We start from the raw sequence: 22,998 nt of genomic DNA, 5'->3' as shown, positions 1-22,998 counted from the left end.
AACTCTACTTTTCGTTTATGAATGATTCAATCTCTTTTTTATCTTCATTTTTCGTAAGAGTCGAAAGTATTACAAAACATTAAAGGAAGGAATATTAATGAAAAAAATAAGTTTGACATTTTTATTTGCGTTTACACTATTAAATGTAAATGCTTTTGCAGTTAGGTATTGGCCTCCTACAGTACTCACTGATTGGAATTTATATTTAAATAATGGAGTAGCATATATTTCATCTCCTCAAATACCAGGACATTGTAGCTATAGTAGAGCTCAAATAAATATGGATGGAACAGAATTTAACAAAGCTCAGTATTCTTATGCAATGTCTGCAAAAGCTAGAAATAAGAAATTAAGATATGTAATAGACAATGCACAATCTATATGTATCATAACTGGACTACAAGAAATAGATTAGAAGAGGAAATAAATGAAAAAAATACTATTAGCTATGATAATTAGCGCAAGTTTATTTGCTACACAAGGATGGCACATAGGAAAAGTAAAAGATTTGTCTTCTGCTTATGATGGTAAAACAATCACTTTTAGGTTAGATAATCCAACACCTATTATAGATTATACAAAGTGCACTTGTTATAGCTCATGGGATACGTTATGTTTAAATCCAGCAAGAGATAATTTTAATAAAGAGTTTTCTTTATTACTATCTTCAAAGACAAGTAATCAAAATGTTAAAATAATATTTGATAAGGATGTATGTTTTATCAATGCAATTATAGTTCCATAAAAATAAGATATTAAAAAAGGAAAAGAATGTTAAAAAAAGTTTGTTTTATATTATTGAGTAGTTATTGTTTATTAGTTGCTTCAGTTATTCCAAGTGGAAAAACAAAAGTCATTCAAATTTATTCATTTCCAACTAATGAAGCTGTTCTTTTTAAAATAGAAAATCCTATTGACGAATGCACAGGTTATTTTATTACAAAATCAGATATTGGGTTTGACGCAAATTTAAGTATGGTATTATCAGCATATCATTCAAAAAATAAACTTGTCATCCATGGTGTTCCTGAAATACTTTTTTCAGGAAGTAGTGCAAAGTATTGTAAAGCTAGTGCAATACATTTCTTATAAACTAAAAAAATGTAACTAAAAAAGATAGAAGTTTTGCTATGATAAAATCATGTAAAAATGGATATAAAAGGAAAAAACATTGAAAAAAGCGTTCTCTTTAATGGAACTTATGGTTGTTATTATTATACTAGGTCTTCTAGCAGCTTTTGTTTTACCAAATCTTACAGGTAAAAGTGAAGAAGCAAAGGAAAAAATAGTATGTATTCAAATGAAAAGTGTTGCACAAGCACTTAAACTTTATAAACTAGATATATCTTCTTATCCTACTACTGAAGAAGGATTAAGCTTACTTGTAGAAAAAAAATATTTTGAAGATGGAAAACTTCCAAAAGATACTTGGGGAAATAGTTTTATATATCTTCAAAAAGATAAGTCATTTGATTTAGTATCAATGGGTGCTGATAAAAAAGAGAGTACAGAAGATGATATTTATTACTCTAAATGTAATAAATAAATCATAAAGTCTATTAGAGTGAAAAAATCATTTACTCTAATAGAACTTGTTATTGTAATACTTCTTATTTCTATTGTCTCTTATTTAGTTTTTTCAAGTTTTAATATAAAAAAAGAGAAAGAGTATAAAGTAAGTTTAGAAAATGTAAAAGAGTTTATGCTAAAGAAGTTTTCTTATGAAAATACTTTGTCTTTAGTTTGTATAGAAGAGGAAACAAAAGATTGTTATATTTTTATTGATGAAAATATAAATAAAGATATAAAAATAAAAAATCTTTTTACTCAAATTCCTGAAGTTTATAATTATAATAAAGATTTAAATAGTTATGATTTTACAAAGATAAGACTTGACGATATTGAATATGAACCTTTTTTTGAACTAAAAATAAATAGTGATAAAAAACATAAAGATATTATAGTAGATACTTTAGATGAAAGAGTTTATCTCTTTTCATCAATTTTAAAAAATGCAAAAGTATTTGAAAATACAAATGAAATCGTAGATAAGTTTTCTGAAAATGAAATAGAGGTAAAAGATGCTTTATAAATATAGTGGTTTTGATTCAACTGGTTTAAAAGTAAAATCAAAAATAGAAGCAATATCTTTAGAAGAAGCAAAAATAAAGTTAAAAGCAAAAGGTATTTTGTATACAAGTTTAAAAGAAGATACTTTTAACTTTGGTAAAGTATCTTTTAAAAGAAGTAAGAAACTTGATTTACCAACACTCTCTTATCTTAGCCGTGATTTAAGTATATATTTAAAATCTGGTATTACTTTAATAGGTTCTATGAATTTACTTAAACAAAGATATAAAGACAATAAGTCTTTATATACTTTTTTTGATACCGTAAAAACATATCTTGATGAAGGTAAAACTTTTTATGATGCTTTAGATTCTCAAAAGATTGTAAGGCTTCCAGAGTTTTATAAACAATCTATAAAAGTTAGTGAAAGTGGAGGTCTTTTAGAATCAGTTCTTTTAGAGCTTTCAGTATTTTTAAAAGAACAGGATAGAATAAGAAAACAGGTGACTTCTGCTTCAATTTATCCTTTATTTATCCTTTTTGTATCATTCTTTACAGTTGGTTTTATGCTAAGCTTTATTGTTCCTAAAATTACATCAATTTTTGCGCAACACGATCAAGAGTTACCTGAAATCACAAAAATTGTAATTATCTTGGGAGACTTTTTTTCAAATAACTATCTATATATTCTTTTATTTTTAAGTATATTCATTTTAACATTTGTATTTCTTCTTAAAAAAAGTACTCTTTTTAAATATACTTTTGACAAGTTTTTGTTAAAACTTCCTTTTTTTAAGAAATTGATTGAACAAGCGGAACTTGCAAGATTTTCTTACATGAATTCAATTTTAATTAAATCAGGAGTTCCTATTGTTCAGTCTATAAATTTGAGCGCAAATATATTAAAAAACTCTGTTATTAAAAAAGTTTTTGTAGAGTCTTCTAAAAGTGTGGTAGAAGGTAAAAAACTATCTACTCTTTTATATAATAATAAGATTTATAAAATAGATGAATCATTTATTCATTCTATTTCTATTGGTGAAGATACAAGTAGGTTGAGTGAGATTCTAAATAATCTAGCACAACTATATAATGAAGCGAATAAAGATAAAACAGATGTTCTTTTATCTTTATTAGGACCGGTTTTTATGCTTTTTGTAGGTATAACTATTGGAATTATTGTTCTATCTATGCTATTACCAATATTTTCTATGAACCTAGGATAGTTTTTATGAAAAAAGGTGTTGTATTATTAATCACTCTTTTTTTTATTACAACAATCAGTTTACTGATTTTAAAAAATCTTGATGATACTGATGTCTTTTTAGAAAAACAAAATTATAGTTTAAATAATACACAAGTATTAATAGCAATAAAAAATACAAAAAATGAAGTCTCAAAACTGTTAAGAGAGCATAAAGATGATATCGATGAGGTTTTAGAAAATGAACTTTTGCAAACAAGTATTCCTATTAAAATAGATGATTTAGATATCAAGTTTGGTATAAAAAAGTATGAAAAAATAGATATAAATGAAATGAGAAATAAAGATTCGCAAGTAATTGAGGAACATTTTATTTCTAATAACGTTTTTGATTATGAACTTTTTAAAGAAATTTATGAAGAAAAGTTACAAATTGAAAACAAAAAAGTTGAGACTAGTAAGCAAGTAGATGATATAATAAATGCTTTTATTATAAAAAGTTACAGTGAAGAAATACTAAGAATAAAAGAAGATTTAGGTTTTTTAAAAGCTGAAAATTTATATGAACTTAGTATTGAAGCAAAATATAACAGTGCTATTGCAAGTGCGTATTATATTTTAAAAAATGATGGGAAGGTTGAATATTTTGACATTAGTTTCAAGTAAAGAAACACAAAAAATATTTTTGACAACAAAAACTAAAATTACTCACTTTGTTGGGAACCTAGAGATTATAATCTCTCCTGAATTTTATTGGGTGAGGAAATTTGAAATTCCTGTTAAAACAGAAACTCAAGCTCGCCATGTTTTACCTACACTTTTTGAAGATATTATTGATGATACTTCAACTTTAACTTATCAAGTTATAAAACTAGAAGAGAACATTTTTTTATGTTTTGCTTACAATAATAAAAAAATATATGAAACTATAAAAACTTTAAATATTCCTATATCAAATATTTCATCAATTTATTTTGCACAAAATGAGTGTCAAAATTTTAAATCTTTTAAAGTAGATGAGTTGAAATTTATGTATACCTCAGAAGGTATTCTTATAAAAGTTCCAAATAACCTTTTAGATGATGTGATGGATTTAAAAAAGGTTATTAACAATATAAAATTAAGTACCTATAAACTTCAAATCAAATTATATAATGATGTTGTAAATACAAAGTATTATTATTTGATGTTTTTATTTTTTGCTTTATTAATAGTAACAAATATCATAAAATATGTTGATTTTTCTTCTCAAATAAATAAAAATGAAGTTGCTATAGAAAAGTTAAAAAAGATAAGTAAATTACCTTCTAGTATGATTCAGACAAATTCTATTTTAAGTAAATATGATAAAAGTATAAAAAAAGAGAATAAAAAAAGAGAAGCTATTGCATATGTTTTGAGTAATAGAAATTTCGATTTAAAAAGCTTAAATATTGAGAATGAAACTTTAAACTTAGAATATTTATCAGTTGATAAAAATAAGGTAGATGATTTTTTATCAAAAAAATATAAAATATTATCAAGCAGTGCAAACTCTTTTGTTTTAAAAGTTAGGATTAAACTATGAATAAATTAAATCCTATGTATATTTTAGCACTGATGATAACTGTTTTTATAGTTTCTTTTGTATCTGTTTCTAATAAAAAAGAAGAATACAAAAATAGTATTCAAACATATGAAAATGTAAAAATGAAATCAAAAGATTTTAAGGAGTATAAAAAAACTTGGTTTAATAAAAATCAAATAAGAAGAAAAATTGATAATATTGTTAGAAATTCTACTTTTAGAAAAGAGAAAATATTAAAAGTTGAGAACTCAAATATTATAAAGTTAAAAATAGAATCAAAAAATCCGAGGGTGTTAAATAAGTTTTTAAATAAGATATTAAATGAAAAATTAATACTAAAAAAACTTGATATTCAAAAAAGAAGTATTTCAATGGAAATAGGAATTTAATCATGAAGTTTATATTTAAAACTATTTTACTTATCTCAGTTTTTTTTATATCACTATTGATTTTTTTACCAAAAGAAAGCTTATACAATTTGCTAGAAAAAGAGTTGTATAAACATAATATTATTATTTCAGAAGAAGTAAGAAATGAAGAACTTTTTTCTTTGAATATAAATAGCTCAGAAGTTTACTATGATGGAATAAATACTGCTCTCATTCAAAATGCTAATATAAGTACATATCTAATATTTTCAAAAGTAAATATAGAAAAAATAAGAGTTTCTAATTCTTTAAAAAACTTCTTGCCTTCGAAGATAGAAAGATTAGAGTTAAGTCATTCAATTATAAATTTTAATAGTATTAAGATTAATTCTATTGGTGATTTTGGTGAGTTTAAAGGAAGTTATTCTCTTTTTGATAAGAAAGTTCTAGGAGAACTGATTCCTTCAACTCTTATGAAAACAAAATATAGAAATATTTTAAATCAATTTAAACTAAAAGATGGGAAGTATTATTATGAATATAAACTTTAATACTTTTTTAGAAAAAACTGTACCTTATGCTTTTGTAATACTATTTGCATATGTATTGATGACTATTTTCTCTTTATTATTACCCAAAAATGGAATAGAGTTTTTAGATAATTCAAATATTAGTTTACCATATCAAAAGTATGATGGTTTTTATTCAAATGTTAAAATGAATACACCAAAAATAGATAAAAAAATAAAAGTAAAAACTATTGAAACCCTTTCAAAATATCAACTTAAAGCTGTTTATTCCACGTCAAATAACGGTGGTTGGGCAATAATTCAAGAGAAATCATCAAATAAAAGTACGATATTAGAACAATATGAAAAGTTTAATGGATATACTCTTACTAAGCTATATAAAAAATATATTGTTTTTGAAAAAAATCTAGAAGAGTTTAAAATAGAGCTACCTCTTGATAAGAAAGTGGCATATGAATTTAAAAATGAAACTCCTCAAGGAAATGAAAATATAATAGTGAATGAAGATACTATTAAAGTAAAAAGAAATTATCTTAACTCTTATGTAAATAATCTTGATAAAGTTTGGAAAGATATTGCAATAAAAGATATAAGAAAAGCTGGAAAAATTGATGGTTTTAAAATTGATAAAGTAAATAAAAACTCAGTTTTTGGAAAACTTGGTTTAAAGCAAAATGACGTGATAAAAGGTATTAATGGAAATAAAATAAACTCTTATGCAGATGCCTTTAAAATATATAATGAGATAAATAAATTAGAGTATTTGACTATTGAAGTTTTAAGAAATAATGAAATCGTGGAGTTAGATTATGAAATTGATTAAAGTTTTTTTATTGGTGGTTTTATTTGGTTGCTTTTCTTTTGCAGATGAAGAAAAAATAAATATAAATTTTAAAGATTTGCAGATAATGGATTTGGTGAAAATTACTTCTAAAATAATAGATAAAAATATACTTGTAACTCAGGATGTAAAAGGAAAAGTAGACTTTATCTCAAATAAACCTGTAGATAAAAAAGAATTAGTAAAAATTTTAATCTATGTTCTTGAATCAAAAGGTTTTACTCTTGTAAATAATGAGGATATGCTAAGAATAGTAAAGTTAGCAGAAGGTGCTAAAAATAACGTACCCGTAATAACTTCAAAATCAAAACATAAATACAATCAAATGGTAACAGAGGTTTTTAAAGTTTATAATGCAAATGTAGATTATATAGCTTCAAAAGTTCGTCATCTTATCTCAAAAAATGCAAAACTTGTAACAAATAAAGATGCAAACACTTTAGTGTTAACTGATTTTCAAGATAATATTGTAACTGTAAAAAAAGTAGTTGGGATTATGACTTCTGGTGCTAAAAAAAGTATGGAAGTTATTGAACTAAAAAATATACAAGCAATAGATGCAAAAAAGAACTTGGATGCAATTGCTAAATCAATTTTTAATCCTAAAATAGAAACCGAAAAAGTTCAAGTTGTATCAAACAAAGAGAATAATTCTTTAGTAATTATTGGAAATAGAATTAATACAAATTATTTAAAAAAATATATTAGTAAAATGGATAGTAATGAATCTCTAATAAAAAGAGTAGTTGAGGTTTATACTTTAAAAAATGTGGAAGCTATAAATGTTATTAAGATAATTGATGGAATTATTGGAAAGAAAAAATATATTGACCCTGATAGTAAACCGCTATCTTCAGTTGATGAAGAAACAAATTCAATTGTTCTAATGGGCCCTAGTGACGAAGTTGAATATATAAAAGAGTTATTGTCTCAACTTGATAAAGATAAAGCACAAGTTTATGTAAAAGCTAGGATTATAGAAGTAAATAATGATATGGTAAATGATATTGGTATTAAGTATGGAATCTTAGGCGGAAAAACTACTAGTTCTGGATTATATAGTTTTTCTTCAAAATTAAATAATGGTTCAGCTCTTCCTTTTGATATAGGTACTATTGGACTTGATATACCAACATTGAGTTCAGGACTTGCTCTTGGTGCTTCTATTTCATTTTTGAATCAAAACTACGCTTTAGATGTCGTATCTGAACCTTCAATTTTATGTATAAACAATAAAGAGAGTTCAATTTATGTAGGTGAAACTATTTCAATTCAAACTGGGACAAGTACAACTGATGGTGGTACAGTTAATAATTCATTTGCAAGAGAAGATATAGGATTGACACTAAAAGTAAAACCTAGAATCTCAAATGATAATAAAGTTACTTTAGAAATTAATACAATTTTAGAAGGTGTTAAACAAACAAATACTTCAAGTGGAAATCCTGATACTTCTAAAAAAGAGGTAAAAACAACTGCAATTGTTAATAATGGTGAAAGTGTAATTATTGGTGGGTTAATAGAAGATAGAAAAGAAAATACAGTTGATAAGGTTCCTGGTTTTGGTGATATTCCATTACTTGGTAGATTATTTCAAAATGATAGTAAAAGTGGAGAAAGAAAAAATTTAGTAATAATTATTACTCCATATTTAATCCCAAAAGCAAAAGATTTGACTTTTGTACGAAATGAGCTTGCCAAGTTAAAATCTATTGAAGATAAATATTTAATAGAATCTCTAATAAGAGTAAAAAAGAATCAGATAAAAAATAAAAAAGAAGAAAGAGAGTATGAAGAAAAACTAAATGATTTAGACGAAGAACTTAATTCTTTAAAAAATGAAAATGACTATACTCAAACAAAAGAAAAGATGAGCTCTGAGAAACTACATGAACAAAGAGTAAAAGAATTTTTAGGTCAGTAATATGAATATAAAAGAAATACATGATACTTCGTTAGTTCCTTATGATGAAATAAAAGCATATGATAAAGCATTAAAAAATTATGTGCTTTTCACAAAACTAGAGGATAAAGTTGTTATTGCTTTATCAAATGATTATATAAGTCTTTCTTTTGATTATCTTTCAAAATGTGATTATGAGTATGAGATTGTTTTTTTAGATGAAATTTCATATGAAAAACTTTATAACCGTTTTTTAGAGATAAAAACTGATAAAGAGATGAGTGCAATTCAGCAAGAACAAGAAGATGCAACTTTAGAAGATGAAGATTTTTCAGTAAGCGAATTTTTAAAAGTTGGAAGTGATATTTTAACTTCAGAAGAGTCTGCTCCAATTATCAAATTTGTAAACTCACTTTTTTATCAAGCAATTAAGAAAAAAGCTTCGGATATTCATATTGAGATGCACGAATATAAATCAGAAGTAAGATATAGAATAGATGGTGTTTTAGCTAAACATATTGAACTTGATAAAAATATTATGTCACTTGTAATCTCTAGAATTAAAGTTATATCAAATTTAGATATTAGTGAAAAAAGAATTCCCCAAGATGGACGAACACAGATAAAAATTGCAGGGAATACTTTAGATATCAGGGTTTCTATTTTACCAACTTTTTATGGTGAACGAGTAGTTATGAGGATTTTGATGCAAAGTGATGATTTACTAAATCTTACTGAACTTGGTTTCCCTTCATATATTACAAATGAACTTGAAAAAGTTGTTAAGAACTCATATGGAATGGTACTTGTAACTGGACCAACAGGAAGTGGAAAATCGACAACCTTACACTCTTTATTGCATCAAGTTGTAAGTGAAGAAAAAAATATCATCACAGTTGAAGATCCAGTTGAATATAAATCAAATGATTTTTCACAAATACAAGTAAACAATAAAGTAGGGCTTACTTTTGCATCTGGGCTTCGTTCAATTTTAAGACAAGACCCAGATATTATCATGTTGGGTGAGATTAGAGATAATGAGACAGCTTCTATTGCTGTTCAAGCTGCATTAACAGGACACTTACTGTTTTCTACTCTTCATACAAATAGAGCTCCTGCTGCAATTACAAGGCTTATAGATATGGGAGTTGAAAAGTTTTTAATTTCATCTTCTTTACTTGCCGTACTTGCTCAAAGGTTGGTGAGAAAACTTTGTAATGAGTGTAAATGTGAAGACCAATCAGATGCTTCTCACGAACTTTTTGGTTTAGAACATAGTAATAAGATATATAAAAGTGTAGGGTGTAAATCTTGTAATTTTACAGGTTATACAGGACGTGTTGCTATTGGAGAAATTTTTGTTATAAGTGAAGAGATAAAAGAGTATCTAAAAGGTGAAGTTGATGATAATACTTTAATGAAATTATCTTTAGAAAATAAAATGATACCACTACATGAGCAATTAAAATTGATGCTAATAAATGGTGATACCTCTGTTGATGAAGCAGTTAGGATTGGAATAAAATAGAATCATGATGAAGAAAAATGAAATCATGTTTAGAGGTAAAAAATCATTTTCTTTAATGGAAGTTATTATTGCTACATCTTTACTTTCTATCGTAATGCTTTCACTTTTTCAAATAAAAAGCAATAATATCTTCATATTAGATAGAGCTACTACTGAAAAAAAGAATAAAGAGTATTTAATGATGGCAATGGATACACAAGAGTATAAAAAAAGAAATGAAAATATTTATATGGATAGACTTTTTTCTATTCAAGATGATGATTTAAGAAGAGAATTTAAAGAAATAAAAATAAAAGTAAAAGATGAAATTTTAGAAACCCAAGAATATAAAGGTGACGACTTTTCTCTAAAAATAAGTGAATATAAAACTTCATATAGTTTTGAAAATGGTATCAAAAAAGATATTTATAGGTTTAAACTAGAACTTTGATGAATAGTAACAGAATCCTATTTACAGGTAAAAAAGCATTCACACTATTAGAAGTTGTAATTTCTATCACTATATTTATGATTATATTAGTTTTTATGTATAAAACTTTAGATGATACAGAATTATCAAATAGTAAGTTTGAAAGTCATATAAATAAAAAAGATGAGATTAACCATCTTTATAATATATTTACTGAAGATATTGCAGAATCAAAAGGAAAAATAGATTTTCTACAAGATAGAGATAAAAATTCAATGGTGATGTTTAAAAGTAATAATAGTTTTCATAATGCTTTTTATTCAAATATAACATATATGATATCTTCTAATAATCACTTAGTAAGAATAGAGAGTAAAGATAAGTTTCAAAAAGAAAAATCATCAATAGAGTTTTATAATAGTAGTTTTATAGATATTTTATTAAAAGATATTGAGAAATTCATTGTATTACAAAAAGATGATAAAGTTTTATTTATAGTAAAACAAAAAGATAAAGAGAAAATAGTTTTTTCTACTTTTAGTATGGAGAATTGATGTTTAGATATTTATTTATATTAGTGATGAGTTTTAATATTTTATTTTCAAATGATAATGTTGTTAAAACTACAGAACTAGAACTTTTTTTGTTCAAAGTAGGGTTTGAAAGTTTGTTAAAAGATGTATCTATTACAAAAGATAAGAGTTCTTTAAATAGTGATGAAATAGAAAAAATAAATGAAAAAATAGAGTTGATTATGAGTGAACTTTATAAAGATAAAAGAGTTTTACTAAATGATTCAAATGAAAATCAAACTTTTAATATAAATCAAAATGAATTAAATAATTTAAAAAATGAAATAGCTTTTTTAAAAGACGAAGTAAATAAATTAAAAGAAAAAAAAGAAACTAAAGTAAAAGTTTTAACTACTAAAAAAGAAAAAGAAAAAGAAAAAACAAATAAAATGAGAGTAGTTTCAAATATTGCAAATATATATGATAACCCTTTTTCTGAAGCAAATATAGTAAAAAAACAAAAAAGAGATGATTTAGTAGATATTGAGTATTGTGATAAATTTGGATGGTGTAAAATAGCTAATAATAAATATTATGTAAAGAAATATTTATTAAAAAAATAGATGAATAGTTCAATTTCTTTATTTGTTTTTTGTCTTGAAAACAAGAGGAAAGTAAGAATCAACCGAAGGACTCTTGCTTTTTGTGTTTTTTTGTGAAGTTTGATTTTGATAAAATGAGGTTTCCCTCATTTTATCATGCTTTAAAAGCTCTTTTTTAGTCCTTATGAACCATACATTAAGTTTGGTAAGAATAATGCGATATCTGGAATATATGTAACTAACAGAAGACCAACTAGGATTGTCATTGTCCATGGGAAAGCTGCTACGATTACATCTTTTATACTCATACCTGTTAGTCCAGATGTTACAAACAGGTTTAGTCCAACTGGTGGGGACACCATTCCAAGTTCCATATTGATCGTAATTACAATACCAAAGTGAATTGGATCAATTCCAAGTGCAACTGCAACAGGAAGTAATAACGGTACCATAATCATAATAATTGCAGATGGTTCCATAAATGAACCTGCAAGAATTAGAAGTAAGTTAACCATTAATAAGAACATATATTTATCAACATTTGCTTCAATTAGTGCATTTGTAATTCCTTGAGGAATATTTTCAATTGTAAGGAAATGTGCAAATAACATTGCATTTGCAATAATAAACATAATCATTGATGTTGTCTTTGCAGACTCTAATGCTGTTTTATAAATATTTGTTAATTTAATATCTTTATAAATAAATACAGAAACAACAAATGCCCAAACACAAGCTACAGCTGCAGCTTCAGTTGGAGTAAAGATTCCACCGTAAATACCACCAATTACAATAACAATTGTCATAAGACCCCATGAAGCATCTTTCATCTTCTCTAATCTTACTTTAAATGGTTGAGGCTCAGTTCTTTCAAACCCAAGTCTTCTTGCACCAATATATGTTACTGCCATCATCATAATTCCAAGTCCAATACCTGGAATAACACCTGCCATAAATAGTTTACCAATAGAAACTTCTGCTGTTACACCATATACGATAAGTACAATTGATGGTGGAATTAAAATTCCTAATGACCCTGCTGTTGCAATAGTACCAACAGCATATTTTTTAGGATAACCCGCTTGAATGATTGCACCAAACATAATAGAACCAATTGCAACAACAGTTGCTGGAGATGAACCAGAAACAGCTGCAAAGATAATAGATGCAAAAATTGCAGAAATTGGAAGACCACCTGGTAAGTGACCCACAATTGACTTAGCAAATTCAATAATTCTTTGTGCCGCACTTCCTTTTGATAAAAGGTTACCTGCAAAAATAAACATAGGAATTGCCATTAATGAATAATGTTCAATTTTTTCAAACATCATTGACGAAATTTCAATAGGAGAAATATCTGTAAATACCATTAATGTTATAAAAGTAGATGCTCCTAAACATATAGAAATAGGAGTTCCAAGAATTACAAGGAAGAAAAATATTCCAAATAGTAGTGCTACACTCATAGTAATCCTCCTGTTTTCTTTTCAACTTCTTTAACCATTTTATTTAACTCCTGAACATTTTTATTATCAGCATTTCTACTAGCTCCAATACCCATACCAGCAAGAACTTGTTCTGCTTCACTCTCTTTTAAAATTTTCTCATGAGATGTAGTTAAAATTACATGAATTCTTTCGGCAACTCTATAAGCTGCGAATGAAAATGCAACAGGAATAACTAAATAAACAATCCACATTGGCATATCCCAAAGGTCAATTGATCTTTCATCTAATTCAATAACTAGTAATAAATATTCATATCCAAAGTAAGCAACAGCTGCTAAGAATACTATAGTTACTAAATGTGAAATTAGTAACATAACTTTTGCAACTCTTGAAGGAACAATATCTAATACGACTGTTACAGCGATATGTGCATCTTTTTTGAAACAATAAGCAGCACCAAAAAAGATACTCCACATGAATAAAAAGATTGTCAACTCTGTAGCCCATACTAATGAAGCATCAAAAACATATCTTGCTACAACATTTGTAAACGCAACTGCAACACCAGCACTAATACCCACTGCCGCAATTGATTGGTTTATAAAACCGATTATTTTACTTATAATTTTAAACATACTTACTCCGTTGCTAATGCACCCTTGATTAATTCTTCTCCAATTTTACCATTGTCGTAGAAATCAGGGTAGATTTTACTTACAGCTTGTCTCCAAGCATCTTTTTGTTCAGCTGATAAATTGATAATTTCTAGATTACCAGTTTTTTTAGCATATGCTTTGATTTCATTAAATTGTTTATTATTTAATTCTTCTGCATATTCTCTTTCTTTATCAGTTGCATCTTGCATCGCTTGTTTTACGTTTGCTTGTAAATCAGCTGGTAATTTGTCCCAAAACTTTTGAGACATTACAACTAAGTAACCTAGATAACCATGGTTTGTCACAGTTAAATATTTTTGAACTTCATGGAACTTTTTAGTAAAGATGTTAGAGTTTGTATTCTCTTGTCCATCAATTACACCTTGTTGTAATCCTGAATAAACTTCAGAGAAAGGCATCATTTGTGGATTTGCACCAACTGCATGGAATTGTGCTTCAAGTACTTTTGAAGACATGATTCTAAATTTTTGACCAACAGCATCTTCTGGTTTAATTAGAGGTTTTTTAGAAGATGATAGTTGTTTAAAGTGATTATCCCAAAAGTTTAAAGCTACATATCCCTTTGATGTAACCATATCTTTTAGTTTTTGTCCAACTTCACCATCTTGAACTCTATGTAAATGACCCATATCTTTAAAAAGAAATGGTAAATCAAATAGAGCTAGTTGAGGTACAATTTTACCAAATTTAGAAAAACTTGGTGCTGCCATTTGAACAGAATCAAGTTTAAGTGCTTTTAGTACAGCATTGTCTTTATATAATTGAGATGATGGGTAAACTTGTACATCAATTCTACCTTTACTCAATTCTTCTAGTCTTTGTTCAAAGAAATCTGCTGCTTTTCCTTTTGGTGTATTTGGACTAACAACATGAGAAAATTTTAGTACATATTGACCTGTTGAGTCAGCCTGTTTTTTAGCTATAGTTTTCTCTTCTTTTTTGTCTTCCCCACAACCAGTAAATATCAACATTGAAGCTACTGCAACACTTGATATTAAACTTTTCATTGTAGTTGTCATTTATTCTCCTTTTTTCTACTTTAGGAAAATTATAATCTAAAGTTATGTACGTATTATGTACTTTAAAAGAAATTTCTGAATTTGTTTTTTTAGTGTTACTTTATAGTTTTTTTATAAGAAAAATTTTGTTTTTTTGAAGTTTTTATGTGTTTTTAAGAAAGGATTTGAATGGCTTTAAACCACCGAAAATTCGGTGGTTTAAGTGAAAATTATTTAGTGTTTAATGCACCTTTAATTAAATCTTCACCAATTTTTCTATCAGAGTAAAACTCAGGGTAGATTTTACTAACTGCTGTAGCCCATTCATTTCTTTGCTCCGGAGTTAAAGTAATGATTTCTAAGTTACCTGTTTTTTCAGCATATGCTTTGATTTCATTAAATTGTTTAGTATTTAATTCTTCTGCATATTCTCTTTCTTTAGCTGTTGCTTCTTTCATAGCTTGTTTTACATTTGCTTGTAAATCAGCAGGTAATTTATTCCAGAATTTTTTAGACATTACAACTAAGTAACCTAAATAACCGTGATTAGTAACAGTTAAGTATTTTTGAACTTCGTGGAATTTTTTAGTAAAGATGTTAGAGTTTGTATTCTCTTGACCATCAATTACACCTTGTTGTAAACCTGAATAAACTTCAGAGAAAGGCATCATTTGTGGATTTGCACCAACTGCATGGAATTGTGCTTCAAGTACTTTTGAAGACATGATTCTAAATTTTTGACCTTTTGCATCTTCTGGTTTAATTAGAGGTTTTTTAGACGATGATAATTGTTTAAAGTGATTATCCCAAAAATCTAAAGCTACAATTCCTTTTTTAGTAACCATTGCTTTTAATTTTTCACCAACTTCACCATCTTGAACTCTATGTAAGTGTCCCATATCTTTAAATAAAAATGGTAAATCAAATAATGCTAAGTTTGGTACGATTTTACCAAATTTTGAAAATGACGGTGCTGCCATTTGAACAGAATCTAATCTAATTGCTTTTAATACCGCATTGTCTTTATATAACTGAGAAGATGGGTAAACTTGTACATCAATTTTTCCACCAGACAGTTCTTCTAATCTTTGTTCAAAGAATCTTGCTGCTTTTCCCTTTGGTGTGTTATCACTTACTACGTGTGAGAACTTTAATGTATAGTCTGCTGCTAACCCTGATGTAGCAAGTACTGCTGCTGCAACTGCTCCAATTACTAATTTCTTCATATTCACTCCTTAAATTTGTTTATGAAAAAAGTATAATTAAAAGTTGTGTAAGAGTTATGTACAAAAATGTAAATTTTGAAAAAAAGTAGGAGAAAAATAGCATGAAAATAGCATTTTAATGAATTGTCATATTTTTTTAAAATTTATATAGATTATACCTTTATTAAAGCAGTCTTAATAGGATTAATTAGTTTAACCGCATTTTAAACAATTTTTAGATACATTATTCCACTTTATGAGGAATATAAAGATACAAATACACAAAGGATAAAGATGGGATGTAATTTAGATTTACTTACTTCTTTTAAAGATAACTGTGGTTTTGGTTTAATGGCAGATTTAAAAAATAGACCAAGTCACGAAAATTTAGAAGACGCTATAACTTCGCTTGAGCGAATGATGCACAGAGGTGCAGTGGCAGCAGATGGTAAAACTGGGGATGGTTCAGGTTTATTATTATCTATGCCAAATAGATTTATGAGAAAAATAGCTAGTGAACAAGATGTTGATTTACCTGAAATTTACGCAGTAGCTATGATATTTACAAAAGATTTAAACGATATTGAAACATTTAAAGAACACTGTGAAGAGAATGACTTAAAAGTATTATTAACTAGAGAAGTGCCTTTAGATAAGGATGCTTTAGGACAACAAGCATTAGATACTTTACCACATATTATTCAAGTTTTCGTTAGTGCAAATGCATTAATGTCATCTAAAAGATTTGATGCTATGTTATACTTAACTAGAAAAGAGTGTGAACACAAATTAATAGATAAAAAAGATTTTTATATTCCAACATTTTCATCAAAAGTAATTGCGTATAAAGGGCTTATAATGCCTACGCATATTAAACATTTTTATGTTGATTTAAGAGATGATGACTTTAGAATTTCGTTTGCATTATTTCATCAAAGATTTTCAACTAATACTCTTCCTCAATGGAGACTTGCACAACCATTTAGAGCTATTGCACATAATGGTGAAATCAACTCTGTTGAAGCAAATAGAGTTAATGTTCAAATAAAATCAGAAGATATAAAATCAGAGGTTTTTACTGAAGAAGAAATAAAAAGAATTTTACCAATCTTACAAACAGGGTCTTCGGATTCTGCTTCATTAGACAACATGTTTGAGTTTTTGCTTGCAAATGGTGTTGATTTCTTTAAAGCTGCAAGATCTTTAGTTCCTGCACCTTGGCAAAATGCACCACATATGGATGCTGATTTAAGAGCATTTTATGAATATGCTTCAACTGCAATGGAAGCTTGGGATGGCCCTGCTGCAGTATCATTAACTGATGGTAGGCATATTGGTTGTTTAATTGACAGAAATGGATTAAGACCTTCTAAATATGTAATTACAAAAAATCATAAAATGTATATCACTTCTGAGTATGGAACAATAACTTTAGATGAAGATAATATTCTTGAAAGAGGAAGACTTCAATCTGGAGAAATGATTGGTTTAGACCTTAAACACGGAAAAGTTTTAAAAGAAGAAGACATTAATGATTATTTAAAATCTTCACAAAACTATGGTAAATGGTTAAATGCAGATATGGATTATCTGCAAGAGTACATTGATGAATCATTCCTTGATACAGATGATTATAAGATGGAAGAGTTAGAAAAAAGACAAAAATATTTTAATATTACATATGAAGCAATTGATCAAATTATTGAACCAATGGCAAAAGATGGTAAAGAACCAGTTGGTTCTATGGGGGATGATACTCCTTTAGCATGTTTTTCAACTGTAAATAGAAATTTTACTGACTTTTTTAGACAAAAATTTGCACAAGTAACAAATCCTCCTATTGATCCATATAGAGAAAAAATCGTAATGTCTTTAGAGACTGGATTTGGACATGTTCATAATATTTTAGATGAAAAGCCTGAATATGCAAAAAGATTAAAAGTAGCATCTCCAATTTTAATGAAAGAAAAGTTTGATGTACTTAATTCTTTTGGTAATCCAACATCTCCTAGATATGATGCATATTACAAAAATAGAGTATTCTCAACAACATTTAAATCAAATTTAAAAGATGCTTTAGAAGAGCTTGCTTCTTATGTTATAAAAGCAGTAAAAGAAGATAGTGTATCTGTTGTTATTTTAGATGATAGAGATATAAATCAAAATGTAAAATTAATTCCAATGGCAATGGCTGTAGGGTTTATTAATGAACGATTATTAAAAGAAGGTCTAAGAAGATATGTTTCAATAGTTGCAGTAACTGGTGAAGTTTATGATCCACATATGGCTGCGGTTATGATTGGATATGGTGTTACAGCAATGTATCCATACATGATGTATGCTTCTACAGTTGCATTATATGAAAGAAAAAATGTATCTAAATATGAGATGCAAAGATTCCTTAAAAATACACAAAAAGCTGTAAATGCGGGTCTTCTTAAAATCATGTCTAAAATGGGAATTTGTACTATTGCTTCTTATAGAAATTCAAGATTGTTTGATGTAATTGGATTAAATGATGAAATTATTGAAGATTGTTTCTCTCAGTCTCATTCGGATTTAGCAGGACTTGGATATGAAGATATAGAAAAAAGAATTGAAAAACAACATTTCAATGCATTTTTTGATGATAAACATATTTTTCCTTTAGATTTAGGTGGTTTTTATAAATATATTGAAGGTGGTGAATACCATGATTATGGTCCAAATACTACTAGAGCTATGCATAATAAACAAGCTGCGAATAAAGAAGATATTTCAGATTTTAAAAAGTTAAAAGAGATAGTTGATAATAGAGATAAAAAATTTATTAGAGATTTCTTTGAATTTAATTCTGACAAAGAAGCTATTGATGTGAGTAAAGTTGAATCAAAAGATGAAATCTTTAAAAGATTTGCAACTGCTGCTATGTCATGTGGTTCAATTTCGCCTGAAGCTCATGAAGCAATGGCAGTAGCTATGAATACTATTGGTGGTGCTTCAAACTCAGGTGAAGGTGGAGAAGAAATAGCAAGATTCAATACTCTTAAAAACTCTAAAATTAAGCAAGTTGCTTCTGGTAGGTTTGGTGTAACTCCAGGCTATTTAAGATCTGCTGAAGAGATTCAAATTAAAGTTGCTCAAGGTGCAAAACCAGGTGAAGGTGGACAGTTACCAGGACATAAAGTAACTCCATATATTGCTACACTTAGACATACAATTGCTGGTGTTACACTTATTTCACCTCCTCCTCATCATGATATTTATTCTATTGAGGATTTAGCTCAGTTGATTTTTGATTTAAAACAAATTAACCCTGAAGCTAAGATTACTGTAAAACTTGTATCAACTATTGGTGTTGGAACAATTGCAGCAGGTGTTGCAAAAGCATATGCAGATAGAATTGTAATTTCTGGTGCTGATGGTGGTACAGGAGCCGCTCCTTTAACATCTATTAAGCACACAGGTAATCCTTGGGAACTTGGTCTTTCTGAAGCACACAATGCACTTAAAGCGAATCATTTAAGAGAGTTTGTACATGTACAAACAGATGGTGGTTTAAAAACTGGTATGGATGTAGTTAAAGCAGCTATGCTTGGTGCTGAGTCTTATGCCTTTGGTACAGCAGCTTTAACATTACTTGGATGTAAAATTTTAAGAATTTGTCATACAAATAAATGTTCAGTTGGTGTTGCAACACAAGATGAAGAATTAAGAGAATATTTTACAGGTACTGTAGAAAGATTAATCTCTTACTTTACTTTTATTGCTGAAGATGTAAGAAGTATTCTTGCAAGTTTAGGTTATACAAGTATTGAAGAAATTGTTGGTAGAAGTGATTTATTAAAAGTTATTGATGATGAGTTTGCTCAGAAATTTGATTTTCAAAATGTATTAAGAAGAATTGATGGTATAGATACGTGTCAAAAAGATTCAAATGATCCATTTGATAATAATAAGTTTGAAAAAGAGTTACTTAAAAAAGTTCATAAAACAATTGAAAAACCTTCAACTCCTATTAGAGTTAAAGAGACAATCACGAATTTAAATAGATCATTTGGTACATTGATTTCTGGTGAAATTGCTAAATATTATGGTGATGTTGGATTACCTGATGGTTCAATCAATATATTCTTAAAAGGTATTGCTGGACAATCTTTTGGAGCATTATTAAGTAAAGGAATGAATTTATACCTTGAAGGTGCAGCAAATGATTATGTTGGTAAAGGTATGAATGGTGGTAAAATTATTGTTAATACAATACACCAAGGTCCAGAATTTGCAGGTGGTGGAAATACTTGTCTGTATGGTGCTACTGGTGGAAAGTTATACATTAGAGCAGCAGTAGGTGAAAGATTTGGTGTTAGAAATTCTGGATGTACTGCAGTTGTAGAAGGAACAGGTGATAATGCTTGTGAATATATGACTGGTGGTATAGTTGTAATTCTTGGAAATACAGGTGTTAACTTTGGTGCTGGTATGACTGGTGGTTTATCATTTGTTTATGACCCTGAAAAATCATTTGTAGATAAAATGAACCAAGAATTAATTGAAGCTGTAAGAATTGATACTGATGATACTGAGAGAGAAAGACTATTCTTAAAAAGATTACTTATGGATTATTTAAATGAGACTGAGTCTGAAAGAGCTGAAGAGATTTTAGAAAACTTCAGAGCTGAAATTAGAAACTTCTGGATGGTTAAGCCTAAAAATATGACAGTGTTACCACTGAATCCAGATGAGGGAGATTAAGAGATGTTAAATTTTACTAAATTTGAAAGAATAAATCCTGAAAAAAGAGATGTATTACAAAGATTAAAAGATTATAATGAAGTTTACCAAGTATTTGGTAAACATAGAGCTAGAGAACAATCTGACAGATGTATGCAATGTGGTGACCCATATTGTCATACAGGATGTCCTTTACATAACTTTATCCCTGCATGGTTAAAGCAGACTGCTGAAAAGAATATGGACTTAGCATTTGCCTTATCAAATGAAACATCTCCCTTTCCAGAAATTCTAGGAAGAATTTGTCCTCAAGATGTACTTTGTGAAGGTGCTTGTTCTTTAAATACTGGTCATGGTGCTGTATCTATTGGTGCTGTTGAAACTCATTTAAATGAAAGAGCATTTGAAAATGGTATGAAACCTAAATTTGCAGAAATTAAAGGTGATAAAAAAGTAGCTATTATTGGTTCTGGACCTTCTGGAATTTCAGCTGCAACTTTTCTACTAAGAAAAGGAATTGCTGTTGAAATGTTTGAAAGAGAAGATAGAGCTGGTGGATTACTTATGTATGGAATCCCTGGATTTAAACTTGATAAAACAACAGTTGATAGAAGAATTAATTGGTTACTAGAAGCTGGAATGAAACTTCATTTAAATTGCGAAATTGGGAAAGATAAAACAGTTGCAGAACTTAATGAAGAATTTGATGCAATTTATCTTGGAATTGGAGCAAAAGCTGGTAGATTTGCAGGAATTGATGGCGAAGATGCATCGAATGTATATCTTGCAATGGAATTTCTAACTGGTATCCAAAAGAGAAACTTAGGAAATAAAAACGCTGATTTTATTGATGTAAAAGATAAAAGAGTTGTTGTTATTGGTGGTGGAGATACTGCTATGGACTGTGTTAGATCTTCAGTTAGAGAAGGTGCAAAATCAGTTAAATGTCTTTATAGAAGAGATGAAGCAAATATGCCTGGTTCTAAAAAAGAGGTTGTTAATTCAAAAGAAGAGGGTGTAGAATTTGTATTTAATGTAAGTCCTAAAAAAATTATTACATTAAATAATGAAGCATCTGGAATTGAACTTCTTAAAACTGGTCTTTCTGAGCCTGATGAATCAGGAAGACAAAGAGTTAGTATTATTGAAGGTAGTGAATATATAGAAGAAGCAGATATCATTATTTTTGCACTTGGGTTTTCTCCTGAAGCTCCATTATTTTTAAAAGAGTTAAATATTAATACAAACTCATGGGGTGGAATAGAAACAATAAATTATCAAACTTCAAATGCTAAAGTATATGCAGGTGGAGATTGTCAAAGAGGTGCACACTTAGCAGTTACTGCTGCTGTTGATGGCAGAGAAGCTGCACGAGAGATTACAAAAGTACTTTCTTAAATGTTTGATTATAACTCATTTACAAATGCAGTTATAAAAGCAAATAAAGAGCTATATGAGTATATTAATACTCATATGGACTCATCTGACCTTGAAGAGTCTTCTACTATAGGATATGGCGGAGACAACACTCTAAATATTGATTTAATAGCTGAAAATATTTTTATTAAATATTTAGACTCTTTTGGAGATATTTTTTCTGAAGAAGCCGGGCTAATAAGTTCTAAATCAAATATTAAAATAATAATTGATCCATTAGATGGAAGTCACAACTTTCTTTCTGGGTTGCCTTATTATGGAACATCTGTTGCTTTACAAATAGATAATGAAACTAAAGCAGGATATGTTGTCAATTTAGTAAATCATATTATGATTTATAAAGTTAATGATAATTTAGAACAAATAGATATTTTGAATAATAAATCTATAAATTTTATAAAAGTAGAAAATCCTCAAATAGGAATTTTTGAAAGAGCATATTCTTATCCAAATGTAATAAAAAAGTTAAATCAAGAAAAAATAAAATTTAGAAGTCCAGGCGCTATTGCAATTTCTTTAGCATACGCTAAAAATTACAATTTTGTACTTTTTGCAGGTAGTATTAGAGAGTTTGATATTGCTGCTGCATTATACATTTGTAGTGACCTTTTTATACATAAGGAAGCTGAATTCTTAATTATGGCTAAAAAGCAATACTATTTCACCCTGATTAAAGAAATTATTAAAGAATAATAGGTTATAACTCCAACATAATATTTTAGTTAGGGAAATAAATGTCTTTAATAATTACAGATGAATGTATAGCATGTGATGCTTGTCGAGAAGAATGTCCAAATGATGCAATCGAAGAAGGGGATCCGATATATATAATTGATGCGGATAGATGTACTGAATGTGTTGGTCACTATGAAGAACCAGCCTGTGTTGAAGTATGTCCTGTTGATTGTATTATAGTTGATCCAGATAACCAAGAAACAATGGAAGAGTTGCAGTTTAAATACGAGCAGTTACAAGAAGAAGAAGTTTAA

The 22,998-nt window shown here is 27.9% G+C and carries 24 protein-coding genes; 20 read left to right on the top strand and 4 right to left on the bottom strand.

The genetic code is table 11. The annotated features are described in order from the left end of the window. The first annotated feature begins 97 nt into the window (after window positions 1-97). From BT997_RS13485 to BT997_RS13410, 16 genes are all read left to right on the top strand, one after another. A complete protein-coding gene (locus BT997_RS13485; RefSeq protein WP_072682469.1) occupies window positions 98-415 on the top strand; it encodes a hypothetical protein in 318 nt (105 codons plus the stop codon). A 12-nt stretch (window positions 416-427) separates the two neighbouring features. Beyond that, a complete protein-coding gene (locus BT997_RS13480; RefSeq protein WP_072682468.1) occupies window positions 428-745 on the top strand; it encodes a hypothetical protein in 318 nt (105 codons plus the stop codon). Window positions 746-771: 26 nt separating this feature from the next. After that, entirely contained in the window at window positions 772-1,092 is a 321-nt protein-coding gene (locus BT997_RS13475; protein WP_072682467.1) for a hypothetical protein, read from the top strand. 79 nt (window positions 1,093-1,171) lie between these two features. Beyond that, on the top strand, window positions 1,172-1,546 hold the full coding sequence (gene gspG / locus BT997_RS13470; RefSeq protein WP_072682466.1) for a type II secretion system major pseudopilin GspG: 375 nt from the start codon (window positions 1,172-1,174) through the stop codon (window positions 1,544-1,546). A gap of 18 nt (window positions 1,547-1,564) precedes the next feature. Next, the gene (locus tag BT997_RS13465; protein ID WP_072682465.1) at window positions 1,565-2,092 is read left to right on the top strand and encodes a type II secretion system protein; all 528 of its coding nucleotides are present in this window, start codon (window positions 1,565-1,567) and stop codon (window positions 2,090-2,092) included. Next, window positions 2,082-3,296, top strand: coding sequence for a type II secretion system F family protein (locus BT997_RS13460; protein ID WP_072682464.1), 1,215 nt, complete (start codon window positions 2,082-2,084; stop codon window positions 3,294-3,296). The genes BT997_RS13465 and BT997_RS13460 overlap by 11 nt, the downstream gene beginning before the upstream one ends. Before the next feature lie 5 nt (window positions 3,297-3,301). Continuing rightward, window positions 3,302-3,940 carry a hypothetical protein gene (locus tag BT997_RS13455; RefSeq protein WP_072682463.1) on the top strand — a complete coding sequence of 213 codons (639 nt, stop codon included), beginning with the start codon at window positions 3,302-3,304 and terminating at the stop codon, window positions 3,938-3,940. Continuing rightward, a complete protein-coding gene (locus BT997_RS13450; protein ID WP_072682462.1) occupies window positions 3,921-4,841 on the top strand; it encodes a hypothetical protein in 921 nt (306 codons plus the stop codon). Before BT997_RS13455 ends, BT997_RS13450 begins: the two co-directional genes overlap by 20 nt. Continuing rightward, on the top strand, window positions 4,838-5,230 hold the full coding sequence (locus BT997_RS13445; protein ID WP_072682461.1) for a hypothetical protein: 393 nt from the start codon (window positions 4,838-4,840) through the stop codon (window positions 5,228-5,230). The genes BT997_RS13450 and BT997_RS13445 overlap by 4 nt, the downstream gene beginning before the upstream one ends. 2 nt (window positions 5,231-5,232) lie before the next feature. Further along, complete coding sequence (locus BT997_RS13440) at window positions 5,233-5,760, top strand: hypothetical protein (protein ID WP_072682460.1); 528 nt, start codon at window positions 5,233-5,235, stop codon at window positions 5,758-5,760. Beyond that, a complete protein-coding gene (locus tag BT997_RS13435) occupies window positions 5,744-6,562 on the top strand; it encodes a site-2 protease family protein (RefSeq protein ID WP_072682459.1) in 819 nt (272 codons plus the stop codon). The genes BT997_RS13440 and BT997_RS13435 overlap by 17 nt, the downstream gene beginning before the upstream one ends. After that, entirely contained in the window at window positions 6,549-8,504 is a 1,956-nt protein-coding gene (locus BT997_RS13430) for a secretin N-terminal domain-containing protein (RefSeq protein WP_143145206.1), read from the top strand. Before BT997_RS13435 ends, BT997_RS13430 begins: the two co-directional genes overlap by 14 nt. A 1-nt stretch (window position 8,505) precedes the next feature. Continuing rightward, window positions 8,506-10,011 (top strand): GspE/PulE family protein, encoded by a 1,506-nt coding sequence (locus BT997_RS13425; protein WP_072682458.1) that lies wholly within the window; start codon window positions 8,506-8,508, stop codon window positions 10,009-10,011. Between the two features lie 7 nt (window positions 10,012-10,018). Then, window positions 10,019-10,441, top strand: coding sequence for a type II secretion system protein J (locus BT997_RS13420; protein WP_072682457.1), 423 nt, complete (start codon window positions 10,019-10,021; stop codon window positions 10,439-10,441). Further along, window positions 10,441-10,974, top strand: a complete 534-nt coding sequence (locus BT997_RS13415; RefSeq protein WP_072682456.1) for a type II secretion system protein J — start codon at window positions 10,441-10,443, stop codon at window positions 10,972-10,974. The genes BT997_RS13420 and BT997_RS13415 overlap by 1 nt, the downstream gene beginning before the upstream one ends. Next, window positions 10,974-11,555, top strand: coding sequence for a hypothetical protein (locus BT997_RS13410; protein ID WP_072682455.1), 582 nt, complete (start codon window positions 10,974-10,976; stop codon window positions 11,553-11,555). The genes BT997_RS13415 and BT997_RS13410 overlap by 1 nt, the downstream gene beginning before the upstream one ends. 161 nt (window positions 11,556-11,716) lie before the next feature. Here BT997_RS13410 and BT997_RS13405 read toward each other — a convergent pair whose 3' ends face one another. From BT997_RS13405 to BT997_RS13390, 4 genes are all read right to left on the bottom strand, one after another. After that, the gene (locus tag BT997_RS13405) at window positions 11,717-13,000 is read right to left on the bottom strand and encodes a TRAP transporter large permease (RefSeq protein WP_072682454.1); all 1,284 of its coding nucleotides are present in this window, start codon (window positions 12,998-13,000) and stop codon (window positions 11,717-11,719) included. Beyond that, window positions 12,997-13,617 (bottom strand): TRAP transporter small permease, encoded by a 621-nt coding sequence (locus BT997_RS13400; RefSeq protein WP_072682453.1) that lies wholly within the window; start codon window positions 13,615-13,617, stop codon window positions 12,997-12,999. The genes BT997_RS13405 and BT997_RS13400 overlap by 4 nt, the downstream gene beginning before the upstream one ends. A 2-nt stretch (window positions 13,618-13,619) precedes the next feature. Continuing rightward, a complete protein-coding gene (locus tag BT997_RS13395; protein ID WP_072682452.1) occupies window positions 13,620-14,678 on the bottom strand; it encodes a TRAP transporter substrate-binding protein in 1,059 nt (352 codons plus the stop codon). Between the two features lie 209 nt (window positions 14,679-14,887). Further along, window positions 14,888-15,883 carry a TRAP transporter substrate-binding protein gene (locus BT997_RS13390; RefSeq protein WP_072682451.1) on the bottom strand — a complete coding sequence of 332 codons (996 nt, stop codon included), beginning with the start codon at window positions 15,881-15,883 and terminating at the stop codon, window positions 14,888-14,890. A gap of 273 nt (window positions 15,884-16,156) precedes the next feature. On the opposite strand from BT997_RS13390, the gene gltB reads away from it, so the two are divergent. The 4 genes from gltB to BT997_RS13370 are packed head-to-tail and all read left to right on the top strand — an operon-like array spanning window position 16,157 to window position 22,998. Continuing rightward, window positions 16,157-20,593: a glutamate synthase large subunit gene (gltB, locus tag BT997_RS13385; RefSeq protein ID WP_072682450.1), complete on the top strand. Its 4,437-nt coding sequence runs from the start codon at window positions 16,157-16,159 to the stop codon at window positions 20,591-20,593. A gap of 3 nt (window positions 20,594-20,596) precedes the next feature. Next, window positions 20,597-21,970, top strand: a complete 1,374-nt coding sequence (locus BT997_RS13380; protein WP_072682449.1) for a glutamate synthase subunit beta — start codon at window positions 20,597-20,599, stop codon at window positions 21,968-21,970. Continuing rightward, a complete protein-coding gene (locus tag BT997_RS13375; protein WP_072682448.1) occupies window positions 21,971-22,702 on the top strand; it encodes an inositol monophosphatase family protein in 732 nt (243 codons plus the stop codon). Window positions 22,703-22,743: 41 nt separating this feature from the next. Next, the gene (locus BT997_RS13370; RefSeq protein ID WP_072682447.1) at window positions 22,744-22,998 is read left to right on the top strand and encodes a YfhL family 4Fe-4S dicluster ferredoxin; all 255 of its coding nucleotides are present in this window, start codon (window positions 22,744-22,746) and stop codon (window positions 22,996-22,998) included.

Origin of the sequence: Arcobacter sp. LA11 (assembly GCF_001895145.1) — a bacterium.
Taxonomy (GTDB): domain Bacteria; phylum Campylobacterota; class Campylobacteria; order Campylobacterales; family Arcobacteraceae; genus Halarcobacter.
The sequence above is the reverse complement of the archived record's forward strand: the minus strand, read 5'-3'. Positions and strand labels throughout refer to the sequence as shown.

What these genes read in the sequence shown, in the direction of transcription:
- BT997_RS13485 (WP_072682469.1), top strand. Translation starts at nt 98, where the DNA reads ATGAAAAAAATAAGTTTGACATTTTTATTTGCGTTTACACTATTAAAT.
- BT997_RS13480 (WP_072682468.1), top strand. Translation starts at nt 428, where the DNA reads ATGAAAAAAATACTATTAGCTATGATAATTAGCGCAAGTTTATTTGCT.
- BT997_RS13475 (WP_072682467.1), top strand. Translation starts at nt 772, where the DNA reads ATGTTAAAAAAAGTTTGTTTTATATTATTGAGTAGTTATTGTTTATTA.
- BT997_RS13460 (WP_072682464.1), top strand. Translation starts at nt 2,082, where the DNA reads ATGCTTTATAAATATAGTGGTTTTGATTCAACTGGTTTAAAAGTAAAA.
- BT997_RS13455 (WP_072682463.1), top strand. Translation starts at nt 3,302, where the DNA reads ATGAAAAAAGGTGTTGTATTATTAATCACTCTTTTTTTTATTACAACA.
- BT997_RS13445 (WP_072682461.1), top strand. Translation starts at nt 4,838, where the DNA reads ATGAATAAATTAAATCCTATGTATATTTTAGCACTGATGATAACTGTT.
- BT997_RS13440 (WP_072682460.1), top strand. Translation starts at nt 5,233, where the DNA reads ATGAAGTTTATATTTAAAACTATTTTACTTATCTCAGTTTTTTTTATA.
- BT997_RS13435 (WP_072682459.1), top strand. Translation starts at nt 5,744, where the DNA reads ATGAATATAAACTTTAATACTTTTTTAGAAAAAACTGTACCTTATGCT.
- BT997_RS13430 (WP_143145206.1), top strand. Translation starts at nt 6,549, where the DNA reads ATGAAATTGATTAAAGTTTTTTTATTGGTGGTTTTATTTGGTTGCTTT.
- BT997_RS13425 (WP_072682458.1), top strand. Translation starts at nt 8,506, where the DNA reads ATGAATATAAAAGAAATACATGATACTTCGTTAGTTCCTTATGATGAA.
- BT997_RS13420 (WP_072682457.1), top strand. Translation starts at nt 10,019, where the DNA reads ATGAAGAAAAATGAAATCATGTTTAGAGGTAAAAAATCATTTTCTTTA.
- BT997_RS13415 (WP_072682456.1), top strand. Translation starts at nt 10,441, where the DNA reads ATGAATAGTAACAGAATCCTATTTACAGGTAAAAAAGCATTCACACTA.
- BT997_RS13410 (WP_072682455.1), top strand. Translation starts at nt 10,974, where the DNA reads ATGTTTAGATATTTATTTATATTAGTGATGAGTTTTAATATTTTATTT.
- BT997_RS13405 (WP_072682454.1), bottom strand. Translation starts at nt 13,000, where the DNA reads ATGAGTGTAGCACTACTATTTGGAATATTTTTCTTCCTTGTAATTCTT.
- BT997_RS13400 (WP_072682453.1), bottom strand. Translation starts at nt 13,617, where the DNA reads ATGTTTAAAATTATAAGTAAAATAATCGGTTTTATAAACCAATCAATT.
- BT997_RS13395 (WP_072682452.1), bottom strand. Translation starts at nt 14,678, where the DNA reads ATGACAACTACAATGAAAAGTTTAATATCAAGTGTTGCAGTAGCTTCA.
- BT997_RS13390 (WP_072682451.1), bottom strand. Translation starts at nt 15,883, where the DNA reads ATGAAGAAATTAGTAATTGGAGCAGTTGCAGCAGCAGTACTTGCTACA.
- gltB (WP_072682450.1), top strand. Translation starts at nt 16,157, where the DNA reads ATGGGATGTAATTTAGATTTACTTACTTCTTTTAAAGATAACTGTGGT.
- BT997_RS13380 (WP_072682449.1), top strand. Translation starts at nt 20,597, where the DNA reads ATGTTAAATTTTACTAAATTTGAAAGAATAAATCCTGAAAAAAGAGAT.
- BT997_RS13375 (WP_072682448.1), top strand. Translation starts at nt 21,971, where the DNA reads ATGTTTGATTATAACTCATTTACAAATGCAGTTATAAAAGCAAATAAA.
- BT997_RS13370 (WP_072682447.1), top strand. Translation starts at nt 22,744, where the DNA reads ATGTCTTTAATAATTACAGATGAATGTATAGCATGTGATGCTTGTCGA.